Annotated in this window: 16 protein-coding genes and 1 tRNA gene; 11 read left to right on the forward strand and 6 right to left on the reverse strand. The window is 69.5% G+C overall.

The annotated features are described in order from the left end of the window. Nucleotides 1-3: 3 nt before the first annotated feature. The 3 genes from HUN08_RS06190 to HUN08_RS06200 all read left to right on the forward strand — a co-directional run bounded on the left by HUN08_RS06190 (nt 4) and on the right by HUN08_RS06200 (nt 4,012). Nucleotides 4-1,257 carry a metallophosphoesterase gene (locus HUN08_RS06190; RefSeq protein ID WP_124247948.1) on the forward strand — a complete coding sequence of 418 codons (1,254 nt, stop codon included), beginning with the start codon at nt 4-6 and terminating at the stop codon, nt 1,255-1,257. Then, on the forward strand, nt 1,254-3,866 hold the full coding sequence (locus HUN08_RS06195) for an ATP-binding protein (protein ID WP_165353429.1): 2,613 nt from the start codon (nt 1,254-1,256) through the stop codon (nt 3,864-3,866). Before HUN08_RS06190 ends, HUN08_RS06195 begins: the two co-directional genes overlap by 4 nt. A gap of 73 nt (nt 3,867-3,939) precedes the next feature. Beyond that, a tRNA-Arg gene (locus HUN08_RS06200) sits at nt 3,940-4,012 on the forward strand. 97 nt (nt 4,013-4,109) lie between these two features. Here the strand turns inward: HUN08_RS06200 and HUN08_RS06205 are convergent. Then, entirely contained in the window at nt 4,110-4,571 is a 462-nt protein-coding gene (locus tag HUN08_RS06205; protein WP_124247946.1) for an SMI1/KNR4 family protein, read from the reverse strand. A gap of 225 nt (nt 4,572-4,796) precedes the next feature. Here HUN08_RS06205 and HUN08_RS06210 point away from each other — a divergent pair, with 225 nt between their 5' ends. Beyond that, nucleotides 4,797-5,984, forward strand: coding sequence for an MFS transporter (locus HUN08_RS06210; RefSeq protein WP_124247945.1), 1,188 nt, complete (start codon nt 4,797-4,799; stop codon nt 5,982-5,984). 219 nt (nt 5,985-6,203) lie between these two features. On the opposite strand, the gene HUN08_RS06215 is transcribed toward HUN08_RS06210, so the two are convergent. The 3 genes from HUN08_RS06215 to HUN08_RS06225 all read right to left on the reverse strand — a co-directional run bounded on the left by HUN08_RS06215 (nt 6,204) and on the right by HUN08_RS06225 (nt 9,776). Further along, nucleotides 6,204-7,031: an alpha/beta fold hydrolase gene (locus HUN08_RS06215; RefSeq protein ID WP_124248013.1), complete on the reverse strand. Its 828-nt coding sequence runs from the start codon at nt 7,029-7,031 to the stop codon at nt 6,204-6,206. A 10-nt stretch (nt 7,032-7,041) separates the two neighbouring features. Beyond that, complete coding sequence (locus tag HUN08_RS06220) at nt 7,042-8,742, reverse strand: alpha/beta hydrolase (protein WP_124247944.1); 1,701 nt, start codon at nt 8,740-8,742, stop codon at nt 7,042-7,044. Nucleotides 8,743-8,924: 182 nt separating this feature from the next. Next, nucleotides 8,925-9,776: a DUF305 domain-containing protein gene (locus tag HUN08_RS06225; RefSeq protein WP_124247943.1), complete on the reverse strand. Its 852-nt coding sequence runs from the start codon at nt 9,774-9,776 to the stop codon at nt 8,925-8,927. A gap of 45 nt (nt 9,777-9,821) precedes the next feature. On the opposite strand from HUN08_RS06225, the gene argS reads away from it, so the two are divergent. The 6 genes from argS (at nt 9,822) to rho (ending at nt 18,307) form a co-directional block, all read left to right on the forward strand. Beyond that, nucleotides 9,822-11,474 carry an arginine--tRNA ligase gene (gene argS / locus HUN08_RS06230; protein ID WP_124247942.1) on the forward strand — a complete coding sequence of 551 codons (1,653 nt, stop codon included), beginning with the start codon at nt 9,822-9,824 and terminating at the stop codon, nt 11,472-11,474. Nucleotides 11,475-11,476: 2 nt separating this feature from the next. Beyond that, nucleotides 11,477-12,832, forward strand: a complete 1,356-nt coding sequence (gene lysA, locus HUN08_RS06235) for a diaminopimelate decarboxylase (RefSeq protein WP_124247941.1) — start codon at nt 11,477-11,479, stop codon at nt 12,830-12,832. Further along, a complete protein-coding gene (locus HUN08_RS06240; RefSeq protein ID WP_124247940.1) occupies nt 12,829-14,160 on the forward strand; it encodes a homoserine dehydrogenase in 1,332 nt (443 codons plus the stop codon). Before lysA ends, HUN08_RS06240 begins: the two co-directional genes overlap by 4 nt. Further along, nucleotides 14,153-15,235, forward strand: a complete 1,083-nt coding sequence (gene thrC, locus HUN08_RS06245) for a threonine synthase (protein ID WP_124247939.1) — start codon at nt 14,153-14,155, stop codon at nt 15,233-15,235. The genes HUN08_RS06240 and thrC overlap by 8 nt, the downstream gene beginning before the upstream one ends. A gap of 16 nt (nt 15,236-15,251) precedes the next feature. Then, on the forward strand, nt 15,252-16,211 hold the full coding sequence (gene thrB, locus HUN08_RS06250; protein WP_124247938.1) for a homoserine kinase: 960 nt from the start codon (nt 15,252-15,254) through the stop codon (nt 16,209-16,211). 335 nt (nt 16,212-16,546) lie between these two features. Further along, on the forward strand, nt 16,547-18,307 hold the full coding sequence (rho, locus tag HUN08_RS06255) for a transcription termination factor Rho (RefSeq protein ID WP_124248012.1): 1,761 nt from the start codon (nt 16,547-16,549) through the stop codon (nt 18,305-18,307). A 32-nt stretch (nt 18,308-18,339) separates the two neighbouring features. On the opposite strand, the gene HUN08_RS06260 is transcribed toward rho, so the two are convergent. Both HUN08_RS06260 and HUN08_RS06265 read right to left on the reverse strand, forming a co-directional pair. After that, complete coding sequence (locus HUN08_RS06260; protein WP_165353428.1) at nt 18,340-19,314, reverse strand: ChuX/HutX family heme-like substrate-binding protein; 975 nt, start codon at nt 19,312-19,314, stop codon at nt 18,340-18,342. Nucleotides 19,315-19,725: 411 nt separating this feature from the next. Beyond that, nucleotides 19,726-21,471, reverse strand: coding sequence for a sulfite reductase flavoprotein subunit alpha (locus HUN08_RS06265; protein ID WP_124248011.1), 1,746 nt, complete (start codon nt 21,469-21,471; stop codon nt 19,726-19,728). 261 nt (nt 21,472-21,732) lie between these two features. On the opposite strand from HUN08_RS06265, the gene rpmE reads away from it, so the two are divergent. Next, nucleotides 21,733-21,963 carry a 50S ribosomal protein L31 gene (rpmE, locus tag HUN08_RS06270; RefSeq protein ID WP_124247936.1) on the forward strand — a complete coding sequence of 77 codons (231 nt, stop codon included), beginning with the start codon at nt 21,733-21,735 and terminating at the stop codon, nt 21,961-21,963. Nucleotides 21,964-22,015: the final 52 nt, after the last annotated feature.

Here is a 22,015-nt window from a genome sequence, read left to right on the forward strand (position 1 = left end):
GAGATGGGAGGACCAACTGTGACCGCAGCCGCATTTGACGACGAGGCGTTCCACGGCGACACGCTGTTCGACGTGGAGTCGGTCTCGTCGGCGGGTGCCACGGCCCCCGAGCGGACGGTCACCTTCGTCCACACCGCCGACTGGCAGTTGGGTATGACCAGGCATTTCCTCGGTCCCGACGCCCAGGTCCAGTTCACCGCGGATCGGCTCGCGGCCATCGACCGCATCGGGGCCCTGGCCGAGACGTCGGCGGCCCAGTTCGTCGCCGTCTGCGGCGACGTGTTCGAAGACCACCGCGTCTCGGCCAAGATCGTCACGCAGGCACTCGACCGGCTGGCCGGGTTCGCCGTGCCGGTGTACCTGCTGCCCGGCAACCACGATCCGTACAACGCGGCCAGCGTGTACCGCTCCGACGTGTTCGCCAAGCGTCGTCCGGCCAACGTCGTCGTCCTGGCGGCGCCCGGCGTGCACGAGGTGGCCGACGGGGTGGACCTGGTCGTCGCGCCGTGGCCGACGAAGGCGCCGACCAGTGATCTCGTCGGCGACCAGGTGGGTCGATTGCGCGCCGATGACCGGATCCGCATCGTCGTCGGACACGGCGGGATCGACGAGTTGTCGCCGAGTTCGGATCCGTCGATCGTCGCTCTCGCCCCGCTGGAGCGGGCCGCGGCGGCCGAGGTGATCGACTACGTCGCGCTCGGCGACCGGCACTCGGTCACCGAGCTGGGCGCCACTGGGCGGGTGTGGTACTCGGGCGCCCCGGAGGCCACCGACTTCGACAACGTCGAAACCGGCTCCGGCGATGCGCTGGTGGTGACGCTGACCCGCGGCACCCGGCGCGACGCGCAGGTGCGGGCCCACCGCGTCGGTCGATGGCGGTTCCGCTCGATCGAGGCCGACGTGAACACCGCCGCCGACGTCGAGGCGTTGGCGACGCGGCTCGACGAGATCGCCGACAAGCCGACCACGGTCGTGCGGCTGGGCCTGGTGGGGACCCTGTCCATCGCGGATCACGGCGAACTCGAGGAATTGCTCGACCGCTCCGCCGATCGGTTTGCCGCCGTGACGAGGTGGCCGTCCCGCGACGACCTGCGCGTCGTCGCCGACCCGGCAGACGTCGATGCGCTCGGGTTGCGCGGATATGCCGCCCAGGCTGCCGCTTCCCTGGTCGAGCAGGCCAACTCCGACGCCGCCGACGCGCCGGCGGCCCGGGATGCGCTGGGGTTGCTCGGCCGGCTGTCCGGAGGAGTGCGGTGAAGCTGCACCGCCTACGGCTGCGCGACTTCCGCGGCATCGATGCCCGCGACTGCGAATTCCCGTCGACGGGGGTCACCGTCGTCTCTGGCCCCAACGAAGCCGGTAAGTCGTCGATGGTGGAGGCGCTCGACCTGCTGCTCGAGGTGCCGTCGGCGTCCAAGAGCAAGCGGGTGACCGCGGTCCAACCCGTCGGCTGCGACGTCGCGACGCAGATCGAGGCCGAGATCAGTTGTGGCCCCTGGCGGTTCACCTATGCGAAGACCTACAACAAGGGGCAGTCGACGACCCTCGTCGTCCACGAACCGCAGCCCGAGCAGCTGACCGGCAAGGCGGCCCACGAGCGGGTACTCGCGATTCTCGACACGACCGTCGACCGCGCACTGTTGCACGCCTCGCGGGTAATGCAGGACGGCGCGGTCGGTACGTCGCCGGCCGTGTCCGACAGCGCATCGGTCACTCGCGCACTCGACCGCGCCGTCACCGATCACGGGCAGACGGACGACGCCGGCGGCGACGACGACACCGACCTGCTCGCCGCCGTCGAGAACGAATACGCGCGGTACTACACGGTCGGGCGCGGCCAGCCCACCGGGGAACTGCTGGCGGCACGGCAACGCGAAGCGCGGGCCCAGACCGAGCTCACGGGATTGGAGGCCGCGCTCGAGGCGCTCGACCAGGACATGGCCACCGTCGAACGGTTGACCGCGCAGCGCAAACTCATCGGCTCCGCCATCGAGCAACTCGACGTGGAGATCGACGGGGCGCAGCGCGCGGCGCAGCAGGCGCACGAGGTGCGGGACCGCCACGCCAAGGCGCAGGCCGAGGCGCAGACCGCCCGGATGCGCCACGAGAAGGTCGTCGGACAACGCGACGCCCGTATCCGTGTCGTCGAGAAGATTGCCGAATACGGCGAACGGCGGATCGGTGCGGAGAGGGCATTCGCGGAGGCCACCGCCGTCGCGCAGGGGGCGGCCGAGCAGGAGCGGGAGCTGCTCGGGAAGCGCACCGCGACCGAGGCGGCGTTGGCCGCCGCCCGAGGGGCCGTCGAGGCCGGCGAAGCCCGCGAACGGGCCGCTCGGCTGCGCGCCGAACTCGCGGCTGCCCGTGCCCGGTTGCACGACGCGCAGACGGCGACCACGACTCTGGCCGGCTGCGAGGCCGAACTCGCGGCCAACACCGTCGACCTCAGCGTCATGGCACAGGCCCGTGCGCTCCGTGATGAGCTGACGACGACCACGTCGCAGTTGAGTGCCGCTTCGACGATGATGCAGATCGTGCCGCTGGGCACCGAATCGGTCCTCGTCGACGGGGAGGCCGTCCGCACCGCCGAACCGGTGCCCGTGGAGCGGGAGACCATTGTCGAGGTGCCCGGGGTGGTGCGCGTCGAACTCTTGCCGCCCGCCGATGCCGCCGACCTGGCACGACAGCGGGAGGAGCTGTCGCGGCGCATCGCCGAACTGTGCGATGCGCACGGCGCAGGCGGCGTGGATGAGCTGGCCGAGCTGGGGGAGAAGCGTCTGGCCATCGTGCCACGGGTGGAGGCCGCCCGAGCGGAGGTGCGGCGGGTCTGCGCCGGCGCGGACCTCGACGAGCTGCGCCTGCTCGTCGACAACTTGAGCGCCCAGGCGGGCCCCGACTCTGACGAGGCAGCCGAGGAAACCGGATCCGACCTGGCCGAATTGCGGGAAGCCGAGCGGAGTGCGGCCCGTGCGCATCTCACCGCCGAACGCGCCGTCGCCGATCACGTCCGGCACGCCGCCGAGGTGGCGGCCACCGCGCGGCGCGCACAGGAGCATCTCGCGCGGACGCGGGAGCGGCTCGCGGAGTTGGAGCAAGGACTCGATGAGTCCCGCCGGGAGCAGTCCGACGCGGAACTCGACGCCGAAGTGGATCGGCATACGGCTACCTCGGCGCGGGCCGATGCCGCCCAGCGACAGTTGCGGGCGCAACTCGACGCGGCGGACCTCGCCGAGGCCGATCAGCGGGTCGAGCGACTGGAGGCGCAGATGTCCGCGCAGGTCCGCGCCCGCGCCGAGGTGGATCAGGACCTGGCACACGCCAAGGCTCGAATCGACGTGAGCCGGGAGGACGCACGAGCCGACCGTCGCGACGAGGCGGCGGCGGCCCATGCCGCCGCCCAGGCGGAACTCGACCGGGTGCAGGCGCGGGCGAGCGCCGCGCAACTGCTCCGCACGACGCTGAACGAGCATCGTCGCGAGGCGCACGCGCGGTTCAGCGACCCGCTTCGCCGCCGACTCGAAGACCTCGCGGCTCCGTTGTTCGGCGCGGATGTGCGCTTCACGGTCGACGAGAGCCTCGGCATCACCGCCCGCACCCTCGACGACCGCACCGTGCCTTTCGGCGAGCTCTCGGTCGGAACGCGCGAACAGATCGGCATCATCGCGCGCTTGGCCTGCGCGATGCTGGTCGACGAGGCCGACGGCGTCCCGGTGATCATCGACGACGCCCTGGGCCACTCCGATTCGCAGCGGCTCGCGCAGATGGCGCAGGTGCTCACCAGGGCGGGGGAACACGCACAGGTCATCGTTCTCACCTGTGCCCCGGAGCGCTACCGCGACGTCGAGACGGCCGGTCTGGTCACGCTGTAGCGGGCGAAACGCCGCGTGTTCCACGTGCTTTGGAACAGCGCACCGCGGTGGGATAGGCTTTGCTGCGTCCCGAGCCCCCGTAGCTCAGGGGATAGAGCGTCTGCCTCCGGAGCAGAAGGCCGCAGGTTCGATTCCTGCCGGGGGCACTCCCACATCCCTGTCGGCTTCCGGCCGGTGTGCGCCTACTGTGTTTGAAAGAGTTTCATGCAGGCGCGCTGCGCCGAGGAGCCGGGTCGTCATTCCCTACACGAGTTGCCAGCCGTTGATCGCTGCGATCAACTCGGTCCACGAGCCCGCGATCGGCTTCATGATCGACTCGGACGACTCTCCCCCGTCGAGCGTCTCCTCGGCGAGGTCGAAGTCGGCCCAGCAGACCTTGCCCCGTACGTCGCCTTTCAGGCCGACGCAGAGGTTGCCCCCGCTCCCGGCGACGACCGGCAGGTAGCGGGTGGGCACCCACTCGAAGTACCCAGACTCCGCCTCGCGCATCCCGTCGATGCGCTCGCGCGAGTAAATCTCCCGGACGACGCCGTTGTCATTGGTGCCGGGGACGACGCGTTCGAAGATCGGCCCGGATCCGGTGGTCAGGATGTACTCGCGATAGTCGGGCGGGAGGTCGACTCCGAGCTGTGTTTCGAGGTCGGTTACGTCCGTTGTGCTCCACGGCACCGGTTGTCCGTCGAACAGGAACGTCGCACTCGCCATTCGCGTAGGTTACTCAGTCGCTGCGATCGGAAATCGGAACTCCGATTCGCCGCAGCACGATTCGGGCGATTGACGAGGAATGGCGCGGACCCTGGTCGCAGGGCTTCCCGAGCCGATGGGTAAGTTCCAAAGGGCTCCGGGGAAGGGCGCCGTCGCATCCCCGCCGGCATCGTCCGGTTGGCGCCACCGAGTGTGAATAGAGATCGATCTAGGCAGGCGCACGGTATGAAGCCCCGCATTCCCGGCCCGGTGTGGGTGCTGGTCTCCGCCGCATTCGTCATCGCCCTCGGCTATGGGCTCGTCGCCCCGGTGTTACCCGGCTTCGCACGCAGCTTCCATGTGTCGATCACCGCCGCGACGATGGTGGTCTCCGCGTTCGCCCTGATGCGCCTGGCCTTCGCCCCGGCGACGGCACCGCTGCTGCGGCGGATGGGGGAACGACCGGTCTATCTCGCCGGCCTGCTGATCGTCGCCGCGTCGACCTTCGCCTGTGCCTTCGCCCAGGGCTATTGGCAACTGCTGGTGCTGCGCGCGCTCGGCGGCATCGGGTCGGTCATGTTCACCGTGTCGGCGATGAGCCTGCTCATCCGGATCTCGCCGCCGCCCATCCGAGGCCGGGTCTCCGGGTTGTACTCCTCGAGTTTCGTGCTCGGCAACATCGTCGGTCCGCTTGTCGGCGGCGGCCTCGTCGGCCTCGGTATGCGCGTGCCCTTCGTTGTCTACGCGGTGGCGCTGGTCATCGCCACGGGTGTCGTGTGGGCGGCGTTGAGACGTTCTCCGCTCGCGGAACCCGCCGTCGACGAGGCGACCGGGCCGAGCCTGTCCACCGCGTGGCGCGTCGGTGCCTACCGTGCGGTGATCCTCACCGCCGTCGTATTCGGCTGGGTGTTCGCCATGCGGGTGTCGCTGCTGCCGCTGTACTTCACGGAGGTGCTGCACCAGAGACTCGCGATGGGCGGCTTCGCGCTCGCCGCCTACGCGGTCGGCGACGTCCTGGTGATGATCCCGGCCGGACGCGCCTCCGACCGGTTTGGCCGACGGCCGTTCCTCGTCGTCGGGATGATCGTGCTGGCCGGCGCCACCGCGCTGCTGCCGCTGGTCGGTTCGGTGTTCGGCGCCCTCGCCGTGACCGTGGTCGCCGGAATGGGCACCGGACTGGTCGCACCCGTCATCCAGGCGACGCTGGCCGACGTTCTCTACGGCGGCCGCGGCGGGACGGCGCTCTCGACCTACCAGATGGCGCAGGACTCGGGGACGATCGCCGGCCCGGTCATCGCCGGTTTCGTGGCCGATCGATTCGGCTTCGGGCCGGCGTTCGCGCTGACCGGAGTCCTGTGTGCCGTCGTCGCCGCGGTGTGGATCGGCACCCGCGAGACCCGCGGAGCGCTGGGAGTGGCCCGGCAGGGTGATTGAGGTGCCCAGTCGGCGGGGTTGAGGTGCCCAGTCGGCGTCGTTGAGGTGCCCAGTCGGCGGGGTTGGGGTGCCCAGTGGGCGTCGTTGGGGTGCCCAGTCGGCGGGGTTGGGGTGCCCAGTGGGCGCGCATGAGGTGCCCAGTCGGCGGGGTTGGGGTGGGTCTCGATACGGTTCCTCGCCTATCGGCTCGGATCCACTCGACCACCGGCGCTGAGGTTGCTAGGAGCTGAGGAAGGCGTCGATCCGATGGGCGAAGGGGGCTGGCACGATGATCGGGTCGACGTGGCCGCCGGGATGGCGGTAGACCGTGGCGTTGGGCAGCAGCCTCTGCATGATCCGTGCGTTGACCAACGGGATGATGGGATCGTCCTCGCCGGCGATGACCAGCGTCGGCTGTCGCAGGAACGGCAAGCCGTGCAGCGAGGTCCAGATCGATCCGGCGGCCAGCTGGTGGACATAGCCGCGCCTCGAATTGTTGTGCATGGCGTGACCGATCACGTCGGCGACCGCGCCGCCCTTGCCGCGCACCGCGCCGCCGTACAGGTCACCGGCGATCTGCGCCGCATAGTCCGGGTCGCGGTAGCGGCGCGGGGTGAGCATCTTGCGCAGGACCATCGGGCTGCCGGGCACCATCAGCGCGCCGGTGCCGGTGGCCATCAGGACCAGGCGCCGACACCGCTTGGGGTTCTGGAAGGCGAACTGCTGGGCCAGGGCGCCACCCCACGAGTAGCCGAGGACGTCGACCGTGTCGATGTCGAGTTTGTCGAGCAGCTTGCCGAGTACCCAGGCCAGGTAGGGGAATCCGTAGGGCAGCGGTGACACCGACGACTCGCCCACACCGGGCGCGTCGAATCGGACCAGCGGTCGTGTCGGGTCGAACTCGGCGACCAGCGGGTCGAAGGTCTCCAATGCGGCGCCGATCCCGTTGCACAGGACCAGCGGCACGCCCTGCCCGCGTCGAAACCGCACGCGCAAGCGCTGGCCGCCGACGGTGACGAAGCGCTCCTGCTCGGCATATGCCGCCGGGTCATGGCTCGGTTCGGACATCGTGGCCGCGCTACTTCTCATGGACGTATTCTCCCGGGGCGGGGCCGAGAGGCTCCAACCCGGGTCCGCCGCCGAGGTGGTCGGCTGCCGCCCGTCGCCCGCCGGAGCGCTCGCCCAGCCATTCGATGTGGTCCGTCCACCAGGTGCCCGTGACCGTCTCGTGCGCGGCCAGCCATTCCTCCGGGGTGTCCTGCGGTGTGACCGGTGCGACGCGATACGTCGACTTCTTGTTGCCGGGCGGATTGACCAGCGAAGCGATGTGCCCGCTGGAGGAGAGGACGTACCGGATGTCGTCGCCGCCGAGGAGTTGCGCGCTGCGGAAGGTCGACTGCCACGGGCAGATGTGGTCGGCGATCCCGCCGATCACATAGGCGGGTTGGGTGACCTTCTTCAGATCGATCTTGGTTCCGAGCATTTCGGCCTCGCCCGCGGTGGCCAACGAGTTCTTCAAGCCGATCTGCACCAGGTCGCGGTGCAGGTTGGCCGCCATCCGAATGGCGTCGGCGTTCCAGTACAGGATGTCGAAGGCGGCCGGTCTGCGGCCCTGGATGTAGTTGTTCACCCAGTAGCGCCAGACCAGGTCGGTCGGCCGCAACCAGGCGAACACCTCGGCGAGTGAGGCACCGTCGAGGTACCCCTTCTTCTGCGACGCCTTGATCGCCCGTTCCGCGGTCTGCTGGTCGGTGAGGGCGGGCGCCGTGCCCGCGTGCCACTGGTCCAACACGGTTACCGCGAGCGAGAGCGAGGTGACCTCGTCGGCGCGGCCCAGGTCGGCCAGATGCGCCAACGCCATCGACGTCAGCATCCCACCCGAGCAACTGGCCAGGATGTTGGCGTGCTTCTGGCCGGTGATCGCTCGAACCGCGTCGATCGCCTCGATGATCGCTGCGCCGTACTCGTCGACGCCCCAATCGCGGTGCCGCGCCGAGGGGTTGCGCCAGGAGACGGCGAAGAGCTGGAAGCCGTTTTGCAGGTAGAACTCGAACAGGCTGCGACCGGGGGCCAGGTCCAGGACGTAGTACCGGTTGATCACGGGCGGGAAGACCAGCAGTGGGACCTCGTAGACCTTCTCGGTCTGCGGTGAGTATTGGATCAGCTCGAACATCCGGGTCCGCAGCACCACCGAGCCGCGGGTGTTGGCGATGTTGTCGCCGACCGCGAAGGCGCTGGTGTCCACCATCTCCGGGATGCGCGGAGCTGAGCGCATGTCGGAGAGGAAGTGCTTGGCACCCCGCAGCGCCGAGAGGCCGCCGGTATCGATGATGGCCTTGTAGGTGAGTGGGGAGAGAAAGGGAATATTCGACGGGGAGAGGCCCTCGATGATGTTGTCGAAGGCGAAGCGCACCTTCTCCTCGTCGGACCAATCGAGATCCGCGTCGTCGACGAGCCGCAACGCGAACTCGGCGACCGCCAGGTAGGACTGCTGCACCCGTTGCAGGACGGGGTTCTCATTCCAGGCCGGATCCTTGAAGCGGAAGTCGCTGCGGGGCGCCGTCCGCTCCGAGTTGCCCGCGATGATGTCCACGATCTCACCCGCCAGGCCCTTGGTCCGGTCGGCGACGACACCCGGTTTCGAGGCCAGCGATTTGGCCAGCTTCGCCCAACTCCCGTTGGGGGCGATGCGGCTGATAAACGGCTTCGCCGAACTCGTCAGGAGCATGTCCATCGGAGCGGCGATATCGGCGTCGACCTTCGGTGCGTTGGTGGACATGCGACGGACTCCTCACCTCGGCCGAGGGCTGCGCGTGTCTGACGGGCCCGAGCCGGTGCGATCGCCCGGCTCCGTCACGCCGACGCAAAATGTGACGACCGACACACCAACACTATCAGCGGCACCACCGCCCGTCGGCCGGACTAGAGGTGGTCATCGGCCGGGTGGAGCGCCGTGACGGATCAGCCGAGCGGTTTGGCGTTGCGCTGGGCGAGCAGTTGGGTCATCGTCGCCTCCTCGGCGGTCTGCGCCCGGTTCATCTTCTCCGCCAGTGCGCGAACATAGGTCGGCGCGCCGTTGGCCGGATCGAGCACCATCGCCATCATGTGGTGACCGCCCTGGTGGTGGCGCAGCATCAACTGCAGGAAGTAGGTATCGGCGGCGGGACCGGTCAGGCTGCGCAGGCGGTCCATCTCGGCGGGCGTCGCCATGCCTTCCATCAGCGGCTGCCCGGCCGCCTGCGCCCCGCCGGGCGTCGTGGGCTGCGCACCGGACCCCACACCGCCGTGGCCCATGTCCCCGTGGTCCATGTCGCCGTGTCCGTGCTCGTGTTCGCCGGACTCGTCTTCGGGCTTGGCCGGGCAGTGTTCGTCGACGTGGCCGTCGGCGCAATGGTCGTCGCCCCCGTGGTTCATCCACGACATCGGCGCGCCGGGATTGGTCAGGGGAGCACCCCAGGACTGCAGCCACCCGGTCATCTGGCCGATCTCTTTGTTCTGGTCGCTGAGCATGCCCACCGCCAGGTCGCGGACCTTCGGGTCGGCGCCGCGCTCGATGACGATCTTCGTCATCTCGACCGCCTGGGCGTGGTGGGTGATCATGTCCTGGGAGAAGCCGACGGCGGTCCGGCTCGCCGTCGGCTGATGGTGATCGTCGTCGGCTCCCTTTTTCGCATGGCCGATGGCCAGCCCGGCGCCGATGCCGATCAGCAGTGTCGCGATCCCGACGAGCGCGGTGGTCAGCCAGCGCGGCCGTCCGGGACCGGAAACGGCGGTCGAATCGGTGGTGTCAGCGGCGGCGTCGTCGTTCGGCATGGGTCACCACGCTAGTCGATCGCCGGTTCCATAGAATGGTGACTCGTGACTCCCGCCGACCTCGCCGCGCTGCTGCGCGGCCTGACGCAGACCGTTCTCACCGAGCACGGGCTCGACGCCGCCGCGCTCCCCGCGACGGTGACGGTCGAGCGCCCCCGCAACCCCGAGCACGGCGACTACTCGACCAATATCGCGCTGCAGATCGGCAAGAAGCTCGGCGTCGCGCCGCGCGAGTTGGCGCAGTGGCTGGCCGATGCCTATGCGGCCGACGAGGGGATCGCCGACGCGCAGATCGCGGGACCCGGATTCGTCAACCTCCGGCTGGCGGCGGCCGCGCAGAACAGCGTGATCGGCGCGGTGCTCGAGCAGGGCGCCGACTACGGCCGCGGAACCGATCTCGTCGGGTCGACGGTGAACCTCGAGTTCGTCTCGGCCAACCCGACCGGGCCGATCCACCTGGGCGGAACCCGCTGGGCGGCGGTCGGCGATGCACTGGGCCGGGTGCTGTCGGCGCAGGGCGCCGCGGTCACCCGCGAGTACTACTTCAACGACCACGGCGGCCAGATCGACCGTTTCGCGCGCTCCCTCGACGCCGCCGCGCAGGGCAAGCCGACCCCCGAGGACGGGTACGCGGGCGAATACATCGACGACATCGCCAAGCGCGTCGTCGCCGACGTGCCCGGCATCCTCGACCTGCCCGACGACGAGCGGATCGAGGCCTTCCGCGCCCGCGGCGTCGACCTGATGTTTGCCCACATCAAGGAATCGCTGCACGAGTTCGGCACCGACTTCGACGTCTACACGCACGAGAACTCGATGTTCGAGCGCGGTCTCGTCGACGAGTCCATCGCCGAGTTGAAGGCCAACGGCAACCTCTACGAGTCCGACGGAGCCTGGTGGTTGCGCTCCACCGACTACGGCGACGACAAGGACCGCGTCGTCCTCAAGAGCGACGGCGACGCGGCGTACATCGCCGGCGACATCGCCTATCTCAAGGACAAGTTCGGCCGCGGGTTCAACCACCTCATCTACATGCTCGGCGCCGACCACCACGGCTACGTGGTCCGCCTGAAGGCGGCCGCGGCCGCGCTGGGCTACGACCCGGCGTCGGTGGAGGTGCTCATCGGCCAGATGGTCAACCTCGTCAAGGACGGCGAGCCGGTGCGGATGAGCAAGCGGGCGGGCACCGTCGTCACCCTCGACGACCTCGTCGAGATGGTCGGGGTCGACGCGGCGCGCTACTCGCTGATCCGCTCGTCGGTGGACGTGAACATCGACATCGACCTGGACCTGCTGCGCAAGCAGTCCAACGAGAACCCGGTCTATTACGTGCAGTACGCGCACGCCCGCCTCGCGGCGCTGGCCCGCAACGCCGCCGACCTCGGATTGACCGCCGATCCGTCGGCGGTGGCATTGCTGACCGAAGCGGCCGAAGGGGAGTTGATCCGCACGCTCGGGGATTTCCCCGACGTCGTCGCGACGGCCGCCGAACTGCGCGAACCGCACCGGGTCTGCCGCTACCTGGAGACGCTGGCCGGCTCCTACCACCGCTTCTACACCCAGTGCCGCGTGCTGCCGATCGGCGACGAGGAGGCCACCGACGTGAACCGCGCCCGCCTGGCGCTCTGCGCCGCCGCTCGCCAGGTATTGGCCAACGGACTCGCCCTGGTCGGCGTCGGCGCGCCGGAACGGATGTAGTGATGTCGCCCAACAGCGCGGGAGCCCAGATCCCCGCGAACGTCTACCCGGCCGGCACCAGCCGCGACGGCGACGGCATGCTCACCATCGCCGGGGTCCGCGCCGACGACCTCGCGCAGCGCCACGGCACGCCGCTGTTCGTCTTCGACGAGGCCGATTTCCGGGCGCGCTGCACCGCCATGCGCGAGGCATTCAATCGCTACGGCAAGGTCCACTACGCGTCGAAGGCCTTTCTGAGCGTCGAGATCGCCAAGTGGGTCGAGCAGGAGGGGCTGAACCTCGACGTCTGCTCGGGCGGTGAGCTGGCCGTCGCGCTGCACGCGGGATTCCCGGCTGAGCGCATCGCGCTGCACGGCAACAACAAGGCGGTCGACGAGCTCGACGACGCGGTCGCCGCCGGGGTCGGCCACATCGTCCTCGACTCGTTGATCGAGATCGAGCGCCTTGAGCAGATCGCCGCGCGCCGCGGCGCGATCGCCGATGTGCTGATCCGCGTCACCCCCGGCGTCAACGCCCACACCCACGAGTTCATCTCCACCGCGCACGAGGACCAGAAGTTCGGCTTCTCGATCAGCGGCGGCAACGCGATGACCGCGATCCGGGCCGTCTTCGCGTCGGAGCATCTGCGGCTGGTGGGCCTGCACAGCCACATCGGTTCGCAGATCTTCGAACTCGACGGTTTCGAACTCGCCGCGCAGCGCGTGATCGGCCTGCTCGGCGACGTGCTCGCCGAGTTCGGCCGCGAACGAGCCGAACAGCTGTCGATCATCGACCTGGGCGGCGGGCTGGGCATCTCGTATCTCCCGGTCGACGACCCGCTTCCGGTGACGAGGCTGGCCGATTCCCTGGCGCAGGTCGTCGCGCGCGAGGCGGCGGCGCTCGGCCTGCCGACGCCGACGCTGGCCGTCGAGCCGGGCCGGGCCATCGCCGGGCCGCCCGGTGTCACCCTCTACCGCGTCGGGACCTGCAAGGATGTCGAACTCGACGGGGGAGCGGTGCGCCGCTACGTGTCGGTCGACGGCGGGATGAGCGACAACATCCGCGGACCGCTGTACGGGGCCGAATACGACGTCCGGTTGGCGTCGCGGGTGTCCGATGCGCCGGCGGCACAGACGCGAGTGGTGGGCAAGCACTGCGAGACGGGCGATATCGTCATCCGTGACTGCCTGTTGCCCGAGGACCTCGTCCCGGGCGATCTGCTGGTCGTGGGCGCCACCGGCGCCTACTGCTATCCGATGTCCTCGCGCTACAACATGGCGCTGCGACCGGCGGTCGTCGCAGTGCGCGATGGCGCGTCGCGAGAGATCCTGCGACGGGAGACCGTCGCCGACCTGCTGTCTTTGGAGGTACCGCAGTGACCGTCACCGCTTCGACGGCGGACGAGCAACGCCCGCGCGAACTCGGCGTCGCCGTGCTCGGCTTGGGCAACGTCGGTGCCGAGGTCGTCCGGATCATCACCGAGAACGCCGACGACCTACGTGCGCGCATCGGCGCGTCGCTGGTCATCCGCGGTATCGCCGTGCGCGACACCTCCCGCGACCGGGGGGTGCCCGCCGAGCTGCTGACCGACGATCCGGCCAGTCTGGTCGTGCGCGACGATGTGGACATCGTCATCGAGGTGGTCGGCGGCATCGAACCGCCGCGCACGCTGATCCGCGCCGCGTTGGACAACGGCAAGTCGGTGGTCACCGCGAACAAGGCGTTGCTGGCCGACTACACCGGAGAGCTCGCCGACGCGGCGGCCAAGGCCCGCGCCGACCTGTACTTCGAGGCGGCGGTCGCCGGTGCCATCCCGGTGGTGCGGCCGCTGATGCAGTCGCTGGCCGGCGATACCGTCGAACGGGTCGCCGGAATCGTGAACGGCACCACCAACTTCATCCTGTCGGCGATGGCCGAGACCGGCGCCGACTACGGTGCCACGCTCGCCGAGGCCGGCCGCCTCGGCTATGCCGAGGCGGACCCGACCGCCGACGTCGAGGGCTATGACGCCGCCGCGAAGGCCGCGATCCTGGCGTCGATCGCCTTCCACAGCCGGGTCACCGCCGCCGACGTGTACCGCGAGGGGATCACCAAGATCACCTCGGCCGACCTGGCGAGCGCCGCCAAGTTCGACTGCACCATCAAGCTGCTCTCGATCTGCGAGCGGATCCGCGACGCCGACGGCACCGAGCGGATCTCGGCCCGGGTGTACCCGGCCCTGATCCCGCTGTCGCATCCGCTGGCCACGGTCAGCGGCGCATACAACGCCGTCGTCGTCGAGGCGGCCAACGCCGGGCGCTTGATGTTCTACGGCCAGGGCGCGGGCGGGGCACCCACCGCGTCGGCCGTGATGGGCGACGTCGTGATGGCGGCCCGCAACAAGGTGTACTCCGGGCGCGGCCCGTTGGAGTCGACCTACGCCTCGCTGCCCGTGGCGCCGATCGCGCAGGTCCCGACGCGCTACTACGTCGCGATGAAGGTGGTGGACCGACCCGGCGTGCTGGAAGGCGTCGCGGGCGAGTTCGCCAAGCACGATGTCAGCATCGCCGCTGTCCGCCAGGAGGGCGACGACGAGGAGACGCGACTGGTGGTCATCACCCACCGCGCCCCCGACGGCGCGCTGGCGACGACCGTCGCCGCCCTGGAGAAGATGGAAGCGGTGACCGCGGTGACCTCGGTGCTGCGGATGGAGGGAACCGATGAGTAAACACGCTGCCCCGGTGCACCGTGCCTGGCCGGGCCTGATCGAGGCGTACCGCGACCGGATGCCGGTGGAGGACGACTGGACGATCGTCACCCTGTTGGAGGGGGCGACGCCGCTGATCCGGGCCAACCACCTCTCGACGGTCACCGACTGTGACGTCTACCTGAAGGTCGAGGGCCTCAACCCGACCGGTTCCTTCAAGGACCGCGGCATGACGATGGCCGTCACCACCGCCCTCAACCACGGCAAGCGCGCGGTCCTCTGCGCCTCCACGGGCAACACCTCGGCGTCGGCGGCGGCCTATGCGACGCGGGCCGGGATGACCTGTGCGGTGCTGATCCCGGAGGGCAAGATCGCCATGGGCAAGCTGGCCCAGGCCGTGATGCACGGGGCCACCATCATCCAGGTGCAGGGCAACTTCGACGACTGTCTGGAGCTGGCCCGCAAGGTCACCGCGGACTTCCCGGAGATCGAGCTGGTCAACTCGGTGAATCCTGCGCGCATCGAGGGGCAGAAAACCGCCGCGTTCGAGATCGTCGACGTCCTCGGGCGCGCCCCCGACGTGCACGCGCTGCCGGTCGGGAACGCCGGCAACATCACCGCGTACTGGAAGGGATATACCGAGTACCGCGCCGACGGGGTCAGCGATTCCGTGCCGCGCATGCTCGGCGTCCAGGCCGCCGGTGCCGCCCCGCTGGTCAACGGTGCGCCGGTGAAGGACCCGGAGACCATCGCCACCGCCATCCGCATCGGCTCGCCGGCCAGCTGGAACCAGGCGATCGCGGCCCGCGACGAGTCGAACGGGATGTTCCGCGCGGCCACCGACGAGAAGCTGCTGGAGGCCTACCGGCTGGTGGCCGGACGCGACGGCGTGTTCGTCGAGCCGGCGTCGGCGGCGTCGGTCGCCGGGCTGTTGGCCGCACGGGCAGACGGGTGGATCGAGGCCGGTTCGACGGTGGTCTGCACCGTGACCGGCAACGGTCTCAAGGATCCCGACACGGCATTGCTCGGCATGCCCGAGGTCAGCGCCATCCCGGTCGATCCGGGGGCCGTCGCGCAGGCGCTCGGAGTCGGCTGAGCCGGTGTCGCGAGTCATGACCACCATCCTTCCCGCGGGGCTCGGCGTCTCCGTGCGCGTCCCGGCCTCGAGTGCGAATCTCGGGCCCGGCTTCGACTGTCTCGGCCTGGCGCTCGGCATCTACGACGACGTGACCGTCGTGACGGTCGCCGAGCCCGGCGTCGTCCTGACCGTCACCGGCGAGGGCGCCGCGACGGTGCCGCTCGACGAGACCCACCTCGTCGCCCGCGCGGTCCGACGCGGCTTGGCGCATGCCGGCGCCGAGGCGATCGGGCTGCGCATCGAGTGCGTCAACGCGATCCCGCATTCGCGCGGGGTCGGCTCCTCGGCGTCGGCGGTGGTCTCCGGACTCGTCGCGGCGTCCGCGCTGCTGGCCGCCGCACCGGAAGACCTTGGGGTACAAGCACTTTCGGATGCCGACCTGGTGCAGCTCTCATCCGAGTTCGAAGGCCACCCGGACAACGCCGCGGCCAGTGTGCTGGGCGGCGCGGTGGTCACGTGGACCGACGACGGGCCGGACGGCCCGCGCTACGCGGCGCGGGCGCTGACCGTCGATCCGCGGATCCGGGCCACCGCGTTCATCGCGCACACCGAATCGTCGACCTCCCACACGCGGGGACTGCTGCCCGACGCGGTGCCGCGCTGCGATGCCGTGTTCAACCTCAGTCGCACGGCGGTCGCCGTCGTGGCGCTGACCCGGGAACCCGAATTGCTGCTGACCGCCACCGAGGACCGCCTGCACCAGGGCTATCGCGCCGATGCGATGCGCCCGTCGGCGGAGCTGGTCGCGCGGCTGCGCGGCGCCGGTTTCGCTGCCACGGTCTCCGGCGCGGGTCCCACCGTGTTGGTCCTGCACACCGCCGACATCCCGTCCGAGCTGTGCGACGACCCGGGCTTCACGATGGTCGAGACGTCGATCAGCGACGGGCCGAGCGTCGTCGACGCGCGGCCGGCGGATGCGGCGAACGGCGGGTGACGCGGACGTCGCCGGGGCCGGGTTGTTGCCCGCGTCATGGTGGCGGGGTACGATTGTCACGTCTTGCTGAGCGATCGTGAATCGCCGTTTGCGGACGTCCCCCCGAATTTCCGGCGCAACTCCGAAATCTTGCGGAGCCTTCCGGGCCGGGGCTTGCGACTTCCGCCGCCAGCAGACCAGCTGATTTCCCGCCGAAGGGAAACTCATCCACCTTCGCGCGCGCCGCGCGTCGAGGGAACGAAAGGACTTCCGTGACTGATACGGATCTCACCGCCCCGGCCGATATCGCGACCGGTGCGGACAACTCCACCGAACTCAAGCGCGGCCTCTCGGCCATGGTGTTGCCCGAGCTGCGCTCGCTGGCCGGCGGCCTGGGCATCAAGGGTGCCTCCGGAATGCGCAAGGGCGACCTGATCAGCGCGATCAAGGAGCGCCAGGGCGGTGGATCGGCGGCGCCGCAGGCCGATACCGCTGCTGCGCCCCAGGCCGATGCGCCCAAGGCCGATGCACCCAAGAATGACGCGCCGCAGGGCGACGCGCCCACGAGTGAGGCGCCGGCGACCGACGCGCAGCCCGCTGCTGCCGCACCCGCTGCCGAGTCGGCGGGCGCACCGGCCGGTGAAAATCAGGGCGACCGGGGCGACGGCCAGGGCAACAACCGCAATCGCAACCGGAACCGCAACCGCGAGGGCGGTGAGCAGGGCGGCCAGAACGGCCAGAACCGCAACCAGGGGCAGAACCAGTCCGGCAAGGACAAAGAGGGCGGCCAGAACCAGGGCGGCCAGGGCGGTCAGAACCGCAACAACAACAACAACGACGACGACGAGCAGGGTGGCAATCGCAACCGGCGCAACCGTCGTTTCCGTGAGCGCAACCGTCGCGGCGGTCGTGACCGCGACGGCGAGGTGCAGCTGACCGAGGACGACGTCGTCGCACCGGTCGCAGGCATCCTCGACGTGCTCGACAACTACGCGTTCGTGCGGACCTCGGGCTACCTGGCCGGGCCGAACGACGTGTACGTGTCGATGAACCTCGTCCGCCGCCACGGCCTGCGCCGCGGCGATGCCATCACCGGTGCCGTGAAGGTGCCGCGTGAGGGCGAGCAGCAGCAACAGGGTGGCGGCCAGGGCAACAACCGGCAGAAGTTCAACCCGCTGGTGCGCCTGGACACGGTCAACGGAACCGACCCCGAGTCGGCCCGCAAGCGCCCCGACTTCAACAAGCTCACCCCGCTCTACCCCAACGAGCGGCTGCGCCTGGAGACGACGACCGAGCGCCTCGACACCCGCGTGATCGATCTGATCATGCCGATCGGCAAGGGGCAGCGCGCCCTGATCGTCTCGCCGCCCAAGGCCGGTAAGACGACGATCCTGCAGGACATCGCCAACGCGATCGCCACGAACAACCCCGAGTGCCATCTGATGGTCGTCCTCGTCGACGAGCGGCCGGAAGAGGTCACCGACATGCAGCGCAGCGTGAAGGGCGAGGTCATCGCCTCGACCTTCGACCGTCCGCCCTCAGACCACACCAGCGTCTCCGAGCTGGCGATCGAGCGCGCCAAGCGCCTCGTCGAGCAGGGCAAGGACGTCGTCGTGCTGCTGGACTCGATCACCCGTCTGGGCCGCGCCTACAACAACGCGTCGCCCGCCTCGGGCCGCATCCTCTCCGGTGGTGTCGACTCGACGGCGCTGTACCCGCCCAAGCGTTTCCTGGGCGCCGCGCGCAACATCGAGCACGGCGGTTCGCTGACCATCATCGCCTCGGCGCTGGTGGAGACCGGCTCGACCGGTGACACGGTCATCTTCGAGGAGTTCAAGGGCACCGGCAACGCCGAGCTCAAACTCGACCGGAAGATCGCCGAGCGCCGCGTGTTCCCGGCCGTCGACGTCAACCTGTCGAGCACCCGCAAGGACGAGCTGCTGCTCTCCCCGGAGGAGTTCAAGATCGTCCACAAGCTGCGCCGCGTGTTGTCGGGACTCGACAGCCACCAGGCCATCGACCTGCTCATCAGCCAGCTGAAGAAGACGAAGAACAACGTCGAATTCCTCATGCAGGTGCAGTCGAACACCCCGGGGACGATGAACGACGACGATTAGTCGCCGTCGTGTAGTCGCCGTTGTGTGGCGGTCTAGATCCGGGTGTCCGACAGATCGCCGAGCAGCGTTTCCCACGCGTCGAAGGTCGACTCGGAGACCAGACCGGTCTGCGTCGCGATGAAGCAGCACCGACCGCGCTGGTCGTAGAGTTCGACGGCCGCGGTGGGCCCCCAGGGGCCGGCGACGGTGGTGACCCAGCACTGCCCGATCAGGTTGAAGTCGATCATCGTGCGAGCCGGTCCCGACGTCAGCACCATCGATCCCAGGTGCTCGCGCGCGTGATGGATCGCGCCGTGACGGATCTGGAGACAGCCCGGGCCGGTCGCGCCCATCGTGATCGGCAACGTCAGTCGTGCCGCGTGTTTCAGCGTCGCGATGACCGCGCGCGAATTCACCTGGATGGCCTCGTCGTGGACCAGCGACCCTCGTCGCGCCCGTCCGCCGTCGGCGAGAATCGAGTCGAACAGCTCTACCTGGTCGACGGGTGACGGCTCGTCGTCGGGGTCCGGCCGGTACGCGGTGGCGGAGTCGGTTTCGGTGGCCTGCGACGCGTCGTCCGCGTCGGGACGATCGCGTAGGTCGATGTCGGCCGACAACGAGAGCCGCAACGCCTCGAAGGCCAGTCGGTCGGATTCCTCGAGCAGGTAGGTGACGTGCGCCGCCTTGCCGTCGCGGTCGAACACCCGAACCGTCGGCGGTGTCCGGGGCGTCGGATCGGTGATCAGCACCGTGTCCGTGAGGTCCGGGCTGATCCGCAGACCGATGCCCGACGTCGGGATGCGCAGCGGGTCGCCGCGGTGCGCCGGGCGGTGGTGGGCTCCGACGTCGTTGACGATGACGGCACCGGCGACGGTCACCCCGACCACCTGCTGCAACCGGGGGAGTTCGGCGAGAACCTCCGACGCAGGCCGGTCGATGACCGTCGCGGTGAGGTCTGGCGTCGCCAGCAGACGGTCGAGGTCGGAGAGTGCTCCGGCGTGGCAGCACCGGTGGTGGGATTCAGACATGGCCTCAATATTAGTCATGCCTAAGTAAACTAAGTCGACCCTGACCCGCCGAGTGGGCACCCAATCCCTGCCGAGTGGGCACCCCAACCCTGCCGAGTGGGCACCCAATCCCTGTCGAGTGGGCACCTCAACCTTGTCGAGTGGGCACCCAATCCCTGTCGAGTGGGCACCTCAACCTTGTCGAGTGGGCACCTCAACCTTGTCGAGTGGGCACCCAATCCCTGTCGAGTGGGCACCCCAACCCCGCCGAGTGGGCACTCAATCCCTGTCGAGTGGGGGCGGCGCGGGACTGTGCGCGGCCTAGCACGTCGACCGTCGGGTAGAGGGTGCCCACTCGGCGGTCAAATGGTGCCCACTCGGCGTATTTGGGGTGCCCACTCGGCGGTCAAAGGGTGCCCAGTCGGGGAGCGGTCAGTAGACGTCGCGGAGGTAGCGCTTCGAGGTTCGGAGCTCGTCGACGTAGTGGGCGGCACCGTCCTCGTCGAGGCCGCCGTGTTCGGCGACGATCTCGTGGATCGCCTCGTCGACGTCGTGGGCCATCCGCGTCGCGTCGCCGCAGACGTAGATCTGTGCGCCGCGTTCGAGCCAGGCGAAGAAGTCGGCGCCGTTCTCGGACATCCGGTGTTGGACATAGTCCTTGTGGCCCTGGTCGCGGGAGAAGGCGAGGTCGAGGCGGGTGAGCAGGCCGTCGGCGTGGAACTTCTCGATCTCCTCGGCGTAGGCGAAGTCGACGGCACGCTTCTGGTCGCCGAAGAACAGCCAGTTGTCGCCGGTGGCGCCGCGCATGGCCCGCTCGTGCAGGAAGGAGCGGAAGGGGGCGATCCCGGTGCCGGGGCCGATCATGATGATCGGCACGTCGTCGGCCGGCAGTCGGAAGGAGCGGTTCGGGGTGATGAAGACGCCGACCTCGTCGCCCTCCCCGCGCCGGTCGGCGAGATAGGTCGTGGCGGCCCCGCCGTGGTCGCGGTCGAACGAGCGGTAGCGGACCGTCCCCATCGTGACGTGCACGGTGTCGCCGTGCGCCGCGGGAGAGGAGGCGATCGAGTAGGCGCGCGGCGCCAGCGGGCGCAACTCGCCGAGCAGTTCCTCCGGCGTGATCGTCAGAGTCGGGTCGACGTTGAGCACGTCGAGCACGTCGCGCCCCCACAGCCAGGCCTCGAGCGCCTCGCGGTCGCCGGTTTCGGACAGGTGGGTCAACTCGGCGTCGCCACTGCGCGACGCGACGTAGTCGATGAGGTACTTCGACGCGGTGGAGATCTCGTAGTGGCTGGTCAGCGTCTCGCGCAGGGTCCGTTCGCTGCGCCGATCGGTGATCACCTCGTCGCCGGTGGCACCGAGGCGGGCGAGGAGGAGGTCGACGACGACGGGGTCGTTGACGGGCAGGACCGACAGTCCGTCGCCCGGCTCGTAGGTGATGCCGCTGTCGCCGAGGGAGATCTCGATGTGGCGCACCTCCTTCGCCGACCCGGGCCCGGAGAGGACCGTGTTCGCGACGATCGTCGCCGGGTACGGGTTGCGCCGGCTCCACGCGGGCTTGCGCGCCGGCTTCGCCTCGGCGGGGGGCGCGGCGGGCGTCGGCGCGGGGACCGTCTCGATCCCGGCCAGTGCGTCCAGGGCGCGCGGCAGCCACTCGTCGGCGGTCTGTTGGAACTTCGCGTCGCACTCGGCCCGGTCGATGACGCGGCGGGCGCCGAGTTCGGCGAAGCGGCCGTCGATGTTGATGGCGGTCTGGCAGAAGCCGTCGTAGCCCGAGTCGCCGAGGCCGCACACGGCGAATTCGACGCCGTCGAACCGCGGTGCCTCGCTGCTCGCGACGGACTGCCAGAGCGCGGCGGCATCGTCGGGCATGTCGCCCTCGCCGTAGGTGGAGACGACGACGAGGATCTTGCGCGCCTGCGCGAGATCGGCGATGCCGACTTCGGTCATCTCGGCGACCCGGCTGACCAGGCCGCGCGCGGCGGCGAGGCGCTGCGCCTGCACGGCCACCCATTCCGAGTTGCCCGACTGCGTGCCGTAGATGATGAGCAGCTGCTCGCCACCGCCCGGCGCCGTCACATCCGGCCGCGCCTTCAACCCGGCCAGGTATCCCTCCAACCAGGCCTTCTGCTCGCCGGTGAGAGGGGAGTCGGGTGTCGGGGGAGAGGCGAGCAGGTCCATCATCGGCGGTAAGGCCCCAATCTTCTCGGTGGGTCGCTGGTGCGGGTGCCGACGGATGACGGACGGCGAAACGCCGTTCCAATGTATCGGTCGGGAATAGGGCGGCAACAGACACAGTTGTTTCCAGATGCGGGCCGACGCCCACGATTTCGGGAGTAGTGCCCGGTCGTGGCATACTGGGCCGTCGAATCAACGTCCGGTTCCGGTTCACACCCGATACGCCAAACGCGTGGGTGACCCGGCGACCATGAAAGGGACACCATGAAGAAGGACATCCATCCGGAGTACGTGGCCACCACGGTCGTGTGCGGTTGCGGCAACACGTTCGAGACCCGCAGCACCAAGTCCGACGGCCGGATCAACGTCGAAGTCTGCTCGCAGTGCCACCCGTTCTACACGGGCAAGCAGAAGATCCTCGACACGGGCGGCCGCGTCGCGCGCTTCGAGAAGCGCTACGGCAAGCGCGAGAAGAAGGCCACCGCCGACAGCTAGCTTTCCCCACGGCGCCCGGCGTGCGAATGCACGCCCGGGCGCCGTTGGTGTT

It is taken from the genome of Gordonia sp. X0973 (assembly GCF_013348785.1).
Lineage (GTDB): Bacteria > Actinomycetota > Actinomycetes > Mycobacteriales > Mycobacteriaceae > Gordonia.